Source organism: Planktothricoides raciborskii GIHE-MW2, assembly GCF_040564635.1.
GTDB lineage: Bacteria > Cyanobacteriota > Cyanobacteriia > Cyanobacteriales > Laspinemataceae > Planktothricoides > Planktothricoides raciborskii.
The window spans coordinates 4,754,511-4,765,719 of sequence record NZ_CP159837.1 but is presented as its reverse complement, the minus strand read 5'-3'; the positions used below and the strand labels follow the sequence as shown (position 1 = coordinate 4,765,719).

The following is an 11,209-nucleotide window of genomic DNA, read 5'->3' as shown; positions in this document are numbered from 1 at the left end:
AAAATCCAAGATTCGTTACCCACGTTTTTAATGGGGTTTGGGGGGAGCGATTATATCAAGTAGTTGTTGCGCGGATGTTTTTGACTAAATGCATGGCTAGTTGGTTATTTCCCGTTGATTGCGGCCAATTGATTGTACCGATTTCTGCAAAACCGGCTTTGATAAAAGACCGGATGGATGACTGATTGTCTGGTTTAATATAAGCATGAATTTGGGAAATTTTCAATTCTTGAAATAGGCGATCGCAGGCTAGTTTGATTAACTCACTGCCATAACCTTGATGGCGATAATCACTGGCAATACTGATAGAGATTACCGCTTGATTATCCTGAATTTTATAACGAATTTGCCCTATGGGAATATTGTCTAAATTTATTGCAATGTAAATGATGCAATTTGGATTTTTGACTTGAGCATCAAACCATTGAATGTGCTGTTCCCAAGGAATAGGCTCTGATGAAAAAGAAGCCGCACGCACTTGGGGGTCATTAGCCCATTCCCAGAGTAATTGAGCATCACTTTCTTGCACTGTTATTAAGCGTAACATTTGGGTTTGCATCATTGGTTTGCATCATTGGTTTGCATCATTGGAATCACGCGATCGCTTTCGTGTTGCGTCCACAACGCTTCGCGAACAAACTTTTCCACACCATAAATCAAGTAATCTCTAGTTGCATCACTCTCAGCCATTGGCAAACCATCGCTATCAGGATAAGTAACATCAAAAAGTGAGTATCTTAGGGAAGTTGTCATAATTTAGACCCCATAAAACCCGATTCAAAACTAGACTAACATATTGACAATTTCTAAGACAACTTGCCTTGCGCCATTGCCATCAACTAACGTTTGTCCTTTTTTCCTCATGGTTTCAACCTTGAGACCTTCCCATAGCAATTCTTGCAATGCCAAACCAATTTTATCGATAGTCACATCCTGATGCCAACCCAGATTAATAATTACACCTTGACTATCTAATTCAGCCGCGATCGCCCGCTGATTTTCCGCCAAAACTAACACAATACTCGGCAAACCCATAAACGCTAATTCCCAGCAAGTGCTACCCCCAGCGGAAATTGCTATATCTGCCCAAGCCATTAACTCTGGCATATTAGTGACATTCCGCTGCAAACGAATAGGAATTAGTGAATTTTGTACCGCTATTTCTAAAGAGTTATAATGGGGGTTACTTCCCCCCACCACCACTACTACCTCTAGTTCCTCAACTGCCAAAAGCTGCAAAGCCTGAATCACTTTTAACGTCACATTATCTGGATCCGATCCTCCCAATGTCACCAAAACTTTTTTAGCTACTGGTGATACCGTTCGCTGCCATTGCTGCCAAGGCCAAAACTCCCGCCGTAATAGGGCGTAACCAGTGCCAAGTAATAGCTGAGTATAAGGTTCGCGATGCTGATACCATTGCTCGTCAGCCGATATATTTTGATTCAGGATCAAATCAGCATAATAGTGTTCCGCGTGTCCATAATCATCGATAAATAATAAATTTAATTTAGATTGCTTAAGGATTTGCTGATATTTTCCCCCGAAATGATACCCATCAAGCACAACCCAATTCGCCTCAAACTGATGCGCTAATGCCGCAGTTTCCTGGGCATCTGCTAAACTTCCTGGTTCTGTGGTCAATTGGCCAAATTTCATTCCTTCTGACTGGAGGCGTTCCTCCAAGGCTGGGACATAATTTGCCATGATAAAAATAGGCTGTCCTTGGGTATCTTGCCATGTTTGAGCAAGTGCCAAGCAGCGCATCAGATGACCTGAACCGATCTTAGTGGACGCATCTACGCGGATGATGATATTTTTGGATATCATAGCAAATAGTACAACTTATTATTGTTCAAATCCTTAATCATAATGAATTCTAAAACAGTTTCACAATACGAACAAGATTTTTATGGCTGGACACAGTGGCAAGTAGAGGTACTCGCAAAAAGACAAGTATCAGAGTTAGATTGGCAAAATTTACAGGAGGAGTTAGAAGCTTTGGGGAGACAGGAATACCGAGAATTAGTCAGTCGTCTTACTGTCTTGTTAGGGCATCTTCTCAAGTGGGAGTATCAACCAGAAAACCGTTCTCGCAGTTTGTTTTTGACTATACGAGAACAACGGCGGGCAATTAATCGCCATTTTTATCGCAATCCTAGCTTAAAGTCTCGCATCTTTGACGCTTTAGAAGATGGCTTTGAAGCAGGAGTTGATTTGGCTTTACGAGAAACAAACTTGCCATTAAAAACTTTTCCAGAAAAATGTCCCTATAAGTTTGAGGACGCGATGGCGCATCCGCGCCGCTTCGCGATCGCAGATAGTTTTCTGTGCGATACCAGCCAAGATTGGGAATAATAAGTTTACGGGCAGAAATAAATGCACCACAGACCCCATTAGTTATAACATTCGTAGGGGGGGCTTGCATTTTGCCCACCCTACACCTACAATCCTAAAATAAAAAGGTGTGTTATGTAGATTAACACACCTGACAAAATTGGCATTGCTGAAGGGCTTACTCAAAGGATAGTTTATGATTGGGCGATCGCTTCAATTCCAATATAGATAGGATGATAGGAACAGGAAGAACTAAAACCGTATAGAAATTGGTTAGGGATCTGAAGAATAAGCGTTGTCCGGGATCGTGGATAAGATCGAGAATAGGATGTCCAAAGGCACTTGATAGTCCAATGACCGTATAGGCTACTGTTACTAAGAATAACACCACAAGATAGCCAATGGCCATGAGTCGGCTATTTTTAAAGGGTAGTGCCTTCATCGCATAGAAATACAGGGCATTCTCGAAGGCTACCAAAAACAGAAGAAACTGAAAGCCGATATAGGGGAGATAATGATACAAGAAGTTGACTTCTGGACTCCAGACAAACACAATTCTGAACCAGACAGTCAAGAGAATTTCAATGGGCAAGAAAATTCCCGATACGACATAGGCATATCGTGGAGCTTTGTTTTCCTTATAAGCATCTTGAATTCTCAAAAAATTGAAAATTAGATAAAAGAGAAAAGGAACTTCCCACAAGGGTAGAAGCATCGCCGAAACCGTTCTACTGGGTTCATGATCCAACCAATTACAGGAGTGATTAAACCCAAACAATTTATAGATTGCAGTGGTATGAGGATCAACGTCAACCAATGTTTTAGTCAAAATCGCTCCGACAAGCAGTATGATAATCAATGACACATAGGAAATAATTCTAAGAATTTCTGGATTAAACGTCAAACTAAAAGCATAGTTTAGGGCATCATTCTTAGTTGACTTGTCAACAGTCATGTTTGCTTTACCTCAATAAAACGGTGATTTTCATTTTGGATAACTGAGTAATTTAGGTTTGAAAAACCTTACTATTACTCAATTTAAGACAATTTTGCTGAGAACCTTCTCCAGATTTGTCGGTCGCTAATCTGAAAACGAAACCCAACAGCATCTATACAGCAATCAAACTCATTTTATTTTAATATGCAATATCACAGCAGTGTGGAATGTGGACATAAAACTTTACATTTGACTCAACAAGAGTCTCTGGCAGAAAATCTTAGCGCCAATGGCTCACAGAAGAGCGCCGACTCAATTCTTGCAAATAAGGAAAATTACTTAGTCAGGCATATTCATAAAACAGATGTATTTCCATCAACTGTAAAATCAAATATAGCAATTGTCATGGTTATGAAGTACAAAAGCGGCGATCGCACTAGATTATCGCACTAGATTATCGCACTAGATTATCGCACTAGATTATTGTGGGGATTGATTGATTTACTGCCCATATTTTTTCTGTTCTATATGACTATTAATAAAATACCACTCAGGATACTTTTTTATTATACTCAAGCAATCGGCTAAAGTAAAATGCGGTTTTTCTGGATAAATTATTGTCAGGATTTTCTCAATTAAATCAAAATCTTCGGGAGTATCTACCGTCCAACGATGGTGACTACAATCTTCCGCATAAACCATAGAACCTAAACGATATCGTTCTGGTTGTCGATAAATAAAGGGGGTAACGTGCTCGCGGTCTGGTTGTGCTGTGGCTTCTAAAAAAGCCTCTTGCAATACGGAAAAAGAAAACACTTCCGTATCCATCCCTCTGGGATAACTGCGTTCTAAACAGTTAGACACATAATCATAAAAACCGGGTTGGTTTAAAGCATCCGGTTTTTGCAAATAATAAGCGATCGCTGATGAAATCACATCCGGGTCAATGAAAGGACAATCAGAAGTCACCCGAACCACCACATCGGCTTTATGTATTCTGGCAGCCTGATAATATCTAGCTAAAACATCAGTTTCACAACCCCTAAAATAGGCCACAGAAAGACTATTACATAACTCAACAATAGGTTCATCACTGTGATTAGTCGTGGTAGCAATAACAATTTCATCCGCTAATTTTACCCTTTGCAATCTTTCAATTTGATATGCCAGCAAAGGTTTTCCCAATACTGGCTTAAGAACTTTCCCCGGTAAGCGGTTAGAAGTCATTCTGGCTTGAACAATAATCGCAATTTTCATATCAAAATTTCCTGTAGGGGCGAAGCATTCGCGGAGATAATCTGTCGGTTAACCGGGCATCTTGATGCGCGAATGCTTCGCCCTTACCTCTATATTGAGAAACATCATATCAAAATTTCCTGTAGGGGCGAAGCATTCGCGGAGATAATCTGTCGGTTAACCGGGCATCTTGATGCGCGAATGCTTCGCCCTTACCTCTATATTGAAAAACATCATTTAAAAACATCAGAAATCACAACATTCAATAATATCCCGCAAAACTGCCACAACTCGGTTTTGATTTTCTTCACTTAAACCATAATACAAAGGAAGACTAATCGCCTCTTGATAATATGCTTCAGCTTCAGGAAAATCCCCCGAAGCAAACCCTAGTTTTTGATAATAAGGTTGAGTATGAACCGGGATATAGTGCAAATTTACTCCAATCCCAGCCTGTCGTAAATCCTCAAAGACTTGGCGATGAGTTTGAGCAATTTGATCCAGTTTCAGCCGAATAATATAAAGATGCCAGCTAGATTCAGTATCAGGATGTTGCCAAGGTAAAACCAGGGGAAAATCTGACAACAATTGATTGTAGCGTTCGGCTAAAAATCGACGACGGGACACAAATTCATCCAAACGTTTCATCTGACTTGCACCCAATGCCGCTTGAATATCAGTCATCCGGTAGTTAAACCCCAACTCTAACTGCTGGTAATACCACAACCCATGAGACTCACCCTGCATTAACTCAGGATTGCGGGTAATGCCGTGAGTCCGCAACCGCATCAGCTTTTCCCACAAATCGGCACGATTTGTCACCACCATACCCCCTTCTCCAGTGGTAATAATCTTCACCGGATGAAAGCTGAATACCGCCATATCTGAAAACTGACAATTTCCTACCGGACTGCCCTGATATTTCGCACCAATAGCATGAGAGGCATCTTCCAAAACTGTAAAACCGTACTTTTCAGACAAAGCGGCAATCTTATCCATCTGGCAAGACTGTCCTGCCAAATGAACGGGTACAACCACCTTGGGCAGTTTACCGTCTCGTTCAGCCTGGGAGAGTTTCTGTTCCAGGGCAGTAACACTCAGATTGTAGGTCTGGGGGTCAATATCCACAAAATCCACATCTGCACCACAATACAAACCACAATTTGCCGAAGCGACAAAAGTATTCGGCGAAGTCCACAAGATATCACCCGCCCCCAGTCCCAGGGCTAAACAAGCAAGGTGCAAAGCTGCGGTAGCACTAGAAACCGCCACCGCATAATTAACCCCACAATACGCCGCGACTGCCTGCTCAAATCGTTCTATGGTCGGCCCTTGGGTAATCCAATCTCCGCGCAAAACAGAAATCACCGCATCGATATCTTGCTGGTTAACATCTTGTCGTCCGTAAGGAATAAAATCACTCATTAAATCACTCATTGAAAATCACTCATTGACTGATTGCTTCGACTGATTGGTTCAAAATATTTAACAGTTGACTGGCACTGAGCCATTGGGTATTTTGATCGGAACTGTATTGAAATCCCTCGCCCACCGATGACCCGATTTCACCCAAAGGATTATGAGTAAAATCTACCGGCTGTGTAAACTGAATCGTGGGCTTAATCACATAATGATCCGCAAATTCTACCGTCAAATGGGAATCATCCCCAGGACATAAAACTTCGTGCAGTTTTTCTCCTGGTCTGATGCCAATAATTTTAGTAGGCATTCCTGGGGCTAAAGCGGCGGCTAAATCGCTAATTTTCATCGACGGAATTTTCGGCACAAAAATTTCTCCCCCCTGCATTCGCTCAAAGCATTTGAGCACAAAATCTACTCCTTGGGGAAGGGTAATCCAAAACCGCGTCATCCGGGGGTCGGTAATTGGTAATTCCTTCGCCCCTTCCCGAATCAATTTTTGAAAAAATGGCACCACGGAGCCTCTAGAACCCACCACATTTCCATAACGAACCACAGAAAAGCGAGGTTTTGGACGACCGACAATATTATTAGCAGCCACGAACAATTTATCAGCAGCTAATTTAGTGGCACCGTAAAGATTAATCGGATTTGCTGCTTTATCGGTGGATAGGGCAATGACTTTTTCTACTTGATTTTCAATGGCTGCATCAATAACGTTGTTCGATCCGTGAATATTGGTTTTGATGCATTCCATTGGATTATATTCGGCGATCGGAACGTGCTTGAGCGCGGCAGCATGAATCACATAATCCACTCCATGCATGGCTCGTTGCAGTCGGGGATCATCTCGCACATCACCAATAAAATATCGCATGACTGGGGAGTTAAACTCTTGAGCCATTTCATATTGTTTGAGTTCGTCCCGCGAGTAAACAATGACTTTTTTCGGTTGATATGATTGGAGAATATGTCGAATACATTCTTTGCCAAATGACCCAGTACCGCCAGTGATTAAAATTGTTTTTTGATTCATAGAAAATATTTGTTTAATATTTTTTTGATAAATATTTTGATTATAGCGGTTTTTATAGGATGAAGTACAGAGGTTTTATAGATTCCCGCCTGCGCGGGAATGACAGTTTTTTTGTACTTCATAACTCCGCAAAGTGCTGTATATTTTTATATGTTAATCTAAATCTAATTTTTACAGTTTATATTCCATTTCAAATAATTCAACTTCTGTAATATTGGCAATATCAGATTTCACATTCATTTCCGCTTCGGCTAATTTCTTAGCTTTGGCAAATAATTCATCGGGCAAAGTCTCCAGATAAGATTTTAAGCTGGGTTCATCGGCCAGTAAATCCTGGATTTCCATTCGCGCACTTTCAATGGAGTAAACCCAACTGGGCGTGCGTTTTTCCGGCTGAGTTTTCCATTTAATAATATGCATTATTAAGCGAGTTATTTGACTTTTTAAGGCTCTTTTGTCTGCACGGCTCAAGGCTTCAATTAACTCCTCTATTCCGGATTGGGCAGATTCGATATGATTTGATGCTAGTTCATTTTTAATCGCGATCGCGGTTTGGTAATGAGAAGTCATTGCTAAATCTTTCCATTGACTCATAATTGCTTAATTTTTCTGATAATTTTGTGATAACTTTGTGATAATTTTGTGATAAGTATCAGCGGATGAATCCAGTGTGATTATAGCACAATTATAATTAGACTTTTCTAGAATTTCCGCTGAGTGATTTAATTGAAGTTATTAGGGGCAATCGATCGCGGGTGGTTGCCCCGATATAAATTTAACTAATCTTAACCAAATTGTTCGAGATATTGGTTAATATCTTCTATTAAGCGAGTCAATTCGGCTTCGCTACTTAGGCGAATGCGATCGTCTCGCAGGGTAATCAGCACTTTAGCCGCAAAAGGACTGGGATAAATATTGGGATTACAGAAAATTTCCAGAAACACATCCCCGGTATATTGATATTCCATCGGTTTTTGGGGACTCGGTTTTCCTGGCGCTGCCCCAGGTGTAGATTTGGCGGCCACCGCTTTTAATTTCTCCATCAATTCAGCAATGTGTTTTTGTAGCTGTTTTGCGGATTCGGGGGTGAAGCGAAAGCTCACTGAGCCCTGTAAGAGATTGAGGGTAAGTTGAGTTTCGGACATGGATGCTCTATCCTAATAGCCTTGCTACTCTATAGTAATGGTGAACGGAAACGCTCTTTACTTTCGCAAGCAAATTTCTTTCCATCCGCGATCGCGACCCCCCATCCTCGATATGGGTGCTTGGACGTAGCGCCCGTCCCCCAGTTAATAAATTGTCATAAAATAATATATAGGTTTTAAGGAAAAATCTGTGACTACCGATAATCGGACAGAAGTCCGCAAAGTATTACTCATCACCCTAGGATTGAATGTACTGGTGATGATGATTAAAGTGGTGGTGGGAACTTGGACGGGTTCCCTGAGTTTACTTGCGGATGCGCTACATAGTGTCACCGACAGCGCCAACAATGTTTTAGGATTAATTACCAATCGTCTGGCTTCCCCCGAACCCGATCGCCACCACCCCTATGGACACCAAAAATTTGATGCGGTGGGCGCCCTAGGGATTGCCGCTTTCTTGGGGGTTGCTTGCTTTGAAATTTTGCGTGGGGCGGTCGATCGCCTGCTGAATGGGGGCGATCAGGTAAAAATTGCCCCTAACGAACTTTGGCTGCTGCTAATCGTTTTGGGGATAAATATTTTTGTCGCCTTTTATGAACGGGCAGTAGGCACTCGCATTGGTAGCAGTATTTTGGTAGCAGACGCCAAACATACCATGAGCGATGTTTGGGTGACGATGTTAGTGATTGCCGGATTAATCGGCGTTTGGCAAGGGAATATGTGGAACTTGCCCCAGTTGCAATGGCTGGATGTGGTGCTGGCATTTCCCGTCGCCTTATTAGTGTTTAAAAGTGGTTGGGAAGTGCTGACGGAAAATTTGCCTTGGTTAGTGGATGAAATGGCTGTGGCACCAGAAGCAATACAGGCGATCGCCATGCAAGTTCCTGGAGTGCTCAACTGTCACGACATCGCCTCCCGTGGGGTCTTGGGTCGCCAAGTCTTTATTGAAATGCACATGATTGTCAATGCCAAAGACGTGGAAACCGCCCACCGCATCACCGAAGAAGTAGAAGCCCGTTTACAAGCCAAACTAGCCCCCGCCCGCATCTTAATTCACATTGAACCCCCCGGTTATCAATCGGATCAGATCACATTCGATACTTATCTGCATTAGATGTTTGTTGTTTGTTGGTGGTTGTTTGCCCCCCGTTGACGGGGGGTTGGGGGGGTTGTTGGTTGTTGTTCGTTGTTTGTTGTTGGTTGCCCCCCTTTGAAAGGGGGGGTAGGGGGAGGTTGTTTTTTGTTTGGTTGACATACCCACAAACAACAAACAACAAACAACAAAGAACTAACAACTAACAACCACCAACCAACAACAAAAATTATCTAATTCTCCTGCCCCAAGCCTTGATAAAAGCAAGTACCGGGAATTCTACCGCCTTGATCCACAACCAGATTACCAAAGTCATATGGCCGAAAAAAGCGGAAACTGCCCAAAAATCCGGGAACCAAGCCCAGGGACTATCCGGTAACGGGGGAAAAATCCGGGAAGTCAGCCAAATCATTGCCGGTGGCAGCAAAACCAGCAAGCCTGCCCCCAGCCAAAGTCCCCAGCCAAATTCTACCTCTGCCCCAATGCCTTGCCAGCCTCGGCCATTCCAATACCAGGTAAGGGGTTGTTCTCCGTCTACCATTGTGATGCAGTTTTGCTGAGATCGGCGGTAAAAATATGCTGGCAAAAATGACAGCCAAAGGCATTCATTAAGGTTAAGCCGGATATTTCGCCGTAGCGACAAACCGGACAAGGATATGTTTCATCTAACATCGAATTTAGATTAGTAAATTTACAGCTATTTAATATACTTTGACACGAGGCGATTCCCGTAAATACCCCAGAAACCGGGTTTCTGTGGTGGAAATTTTCGGAATCATCGCTGTAGGGATTGTTGATTGTCGCCTTAGTCTCAAAGGGTTCACCCAGTCCCAGCAAGTTTTGAAATTGAGGGCTTTGTAAGTTGAGGTCTAGATCGCAGTCTTGGCAATTCTCGCCCTCAATACCCAATGGAGGCAGCGCACAGACTAGCGCGTAATGGTGGGCATAATATTGACAGGAGTTGCATTTGGGAAGTTTGGGCATAGTTGCGATCTCGTTACTGACCGGCAGATAACTGTCAACGAGTATTCCCACTGAATAAGTCGCAAGCTAAGATATTAACACTCATAGCAGCCAAATAGGGCAAATAGTTATGAAAAAAATACTTATGACCACTTTAGCGAGTTATATCTTACTAAGAACTGGTATTGCTAAAGCCGAAGTTCCGAATTTATGCGAATCAGAGTATAGTTCTCGACCCATAGCCAGCTATCAAACCAGCGATTTTATTGTCAATATCTGCGAAGATGGTAAAGGGCTATTTTATGTTGGTTTCTCACGGGAAGATAGAGAATTCCGCACTGTTCTGGATGCCAGCCGTATCCAAAATCAGGGAGTGACGGGTTACGCTGCTAATAACGGGAACTATAAATATCATATTCTTTCTCTGCCTAACGGAGAAATTAGGTTGCAAATTAGAGAGCTTACGTCTGGCGGCATCAATTCGATGATTCTCAATCAGGAAGTTCTGGAATTTCGTTACTACTAAGCTATCAAAATAAATCATTCCAAGGGAATACTTGATCTAGCAATTCGTGCAGGAGTTGTGGTAATTATAGGGGCAATTCCAATTGGGATTGCCCCTACAAAAATATTACGATTGAAATAGGATTGCTATAGTACAAAGGTTAGGTCAGAATCAGGATTATTCGGAATCTTCTTCTATTTGACTTTGTTGGTCGTATTGATAAATTACCTCAGAAATCACTTGAAGGCTAATATCTGACAAATCGGATTTGGAATAAATGGTGGCTAGGATAATATTTTGTTCGTTTTTTAGATAATAGATGACTCGGTAGCCGCCACTTTTTCCTTTTTGAATGTTGCTATTTTGGAGACGAACTTTAAAGACCTGATATTTGACACCTGCTATTCTATCGCCGGGAGTTTGACCAGCTTGTAGTTGTAAGGGTTAAAGGTTGGATATCGCTACGAATTGACCGATAGCGTTTAGCAAGTTCTCGCAAGTCCCGTTTAAAGCGCGGAGTTAAGGCGATTTGGATGGG

14 protein-coding genes are annotated in these 11,209 nt (G+C 42.1%); 3 read left to right on the top strand and 11 right to left on the bottom strand.

Features of this window, described 5'->3' with window-relative positions; translation table 11 throughout:
* Positions 1–55 precede the first annotated feature (55 nt).
* From ABWT76_RS20545 to pseG, 3 genes are read right to left on the bottom strand one after another with little or no spacing between them, the layout of a single operon-like run.
* Entirely contained in the window at positions 56–562 is a 507-nt protein-coding gene (locus tag ABWT76_RS20545) for a GNAT family N-acetyltransferase (protein WP_354634888.1), read from the bottom strand.
* The gene (locus ABWT76_RS20540) at positions 559–753 is read right to left on the bottom strand and encodes a hypothetical protein (protein WP_197285254.1); all 195 of its coding nucleotides are present in this window, start codon (positions 751–753) and stop codon (positions 559–561) included. The genes ABWT76_RS20545 and ABWT76_RS20540 overlap by 4 nt, the downstream gene beginning before the upstream one ends.
* A 30-nt stretch (positions 754–783) precedes the next feature.
* On the bottom strand, positions 784–1,830 hold the full coding sequence (gene pseG, locus ABWT76_RS20535) for a UDP-2,4-diacetamido-2,4,6-trideoxy-beta-L-altropyranose hydrolase (RefSeq protein ID WP_354634887.1): 1,047 nt from the start codon (positions 1,828–1,830) through the stop codon (positions 784–786).
* A 42-nt stretch (positions 1,831–1,872) separates the two neighbouring features.
* Here pseG and ABWT76_RS20530 point away from each other — a divergent pair, with 42 nt between their 5' ends.
* Entirely contained in the window at positions 1,873–2,358 is a 486-nt protein-coding gene (locus tag ABWT76_RS20530) for a DUF29 domain-containing protein (protein ID WP_054465793.1), read from the top strand.
* Between the two features lie 157 nt (positions 2,359–2,515).
* Here the strand turns inward: ABWT76_RS20530 and ABWT76_RS20525 are convergent, their stop codons facing one another.
* The 6 genes from ABWT76_RS20525 to ABWT76_RS20500 all read right to left on the bottom strand — a co-directional run bounded on the left by ABWT76_RS20525 (position 2,516) and on the right by ABWT76_RS20500 (position 8,110).
* Positions 2,516–3,292 (bottom strand): hypothetical protein, encoded by a 777-nt coding sequence (locus ABWT76_RS20525; RefSeq protein ID WP_054465794.1) that lies wholly within the window; start codon positions 3,290–3,292, stop codon positions 2,516–2,518.
* Between the two features lie 483 nt (positions 3,293–3,775).
* On the bottom strand, positions 3,776–4,531 hold the full coding sequence (locus ABWT76_RS20520) for a glycosyltransferase family protein (protein ID WP_354634886.1): 756 nt from the start codon (positions 4,529–4,531) through the stop codon (positions 3,776–3,778).
* Positions 4,532–4,756: 225 nt separating this feature from the next.
* A complete protein-coding gene (gene pseC, locus ABWT76_RS20515; protein ID WP_354634885.1) occupies positions 4,757–5,947 on the bottom strand; it encodes a UDP-4-amino-4,6-dideoxy-N-acetyl-beta-L-altrosamine transaminase in 1,191 nt (396 codons plus the stop codon).
* 10 nt (positions 5,948–5,957) lie between these two features.
* The gene (pseB, locus tag ABWT76_RS20510) at positions 5,958–6,965 is read right to left on the bottom strand and encodes a UDP-N-acetylglucosamine 4,6-dehydratase (inverting) (RefSeq protein WP_354634884.1); all 1,008 of its coding nucleotides are present in this window, start codon (positions 6,963–6,965) and stop codon (positions 5,958–5,960) included.
* A gap of 171 nt (positions 6,966–7,136) precedes the next feature.
* The gene (locus ABWT76_RS20505; protein ID WP_054465798.1) at positions 7,137–7,559 is read right to left on the bottom strand and encodes a DUF29 domain-containing protein; all 423 of its coding nucleotides are present in this window, start codon (positions 7,557–7,559) and stop codon (positions 7,137–7,139) included.
* Between the two features lie 191 nt (positions 7,560–7,750).
* On the bottom strand, positions 7,751–8,110 hold the full coding sequence (locus ABWT76_RS20500; protein ID WP_054465799.1) for a hypothetical protein: 360 nt from the start codon (positions 8,108–8,110) through the stop codon (positions 7,751–7,753).
* A gap of 190 nt (positions 8,111–8,300) precedes the next feature.
* Here ABWT76_RS20500 and ABWT76_RS20495 point away from each other — a divergent pair, with 190 nt between their 5' ends.
* Positions 8,301–9,224: a cation diffusion facilitator family transporter gene (locus ABWT76_RS20495; RefSeq protein ID WP_354634883.1), complete on the top strand. Its 924-nt coding sequence runs from the start codon at positions 8,301–8,303 to the stop codon at positions 9,222–9,224.
* A gap of 208 nt (positions 9,225–9,432) precedes the next feature.
* On the opposite strand, the gene ABWT76_RS20490 is transcribed toward ABWT76_RS20495, so the two are convergent.
* A complete protein-coding gene (locus ABWT76_RS20490; RefSeq protein ID WP_354634882.1) occupies positions 9,433–9,744 on the bottom strand; it encodes a hypothetical protein in 312 nt (103 codons plus the stop codon).
* Positions 9,738–10,187: a hypothetical protein gene (locus ABWT76_RS20485; protein ID WP_354634881.1), complete on the bottom strand. Its 450-nt coding sequence runs from the start codon at positions 10,185–10,187 to the stop codon at positions 9,738–9,740. The genes ABWT76_RS20490 and ABWT76_RS20485 overlap by 7 nt, the downstream gene beginning before the upstream one ends.
* A 109-nt stretch (positions 10,188–10,296) precedes the next feature.
* Between ABWT76_RS20485 and ABWT76_RS20480 the strand changes: the two genes are divergently transcribed.
* The gene (locus ABWT76_RS20480) at positions 10,297–10,692 is read left to right on the top strand and encodes a hypothetical protein (RefSeq protein ID WP_354634880.1); all 396 of its coding nucleotides are present in this window, start codon (positions 10,297–10,299) and stop codon (positions 10,690–10,692) included.
* Positions 10,693–11,209: the final 517 nt, after the last annotated feature.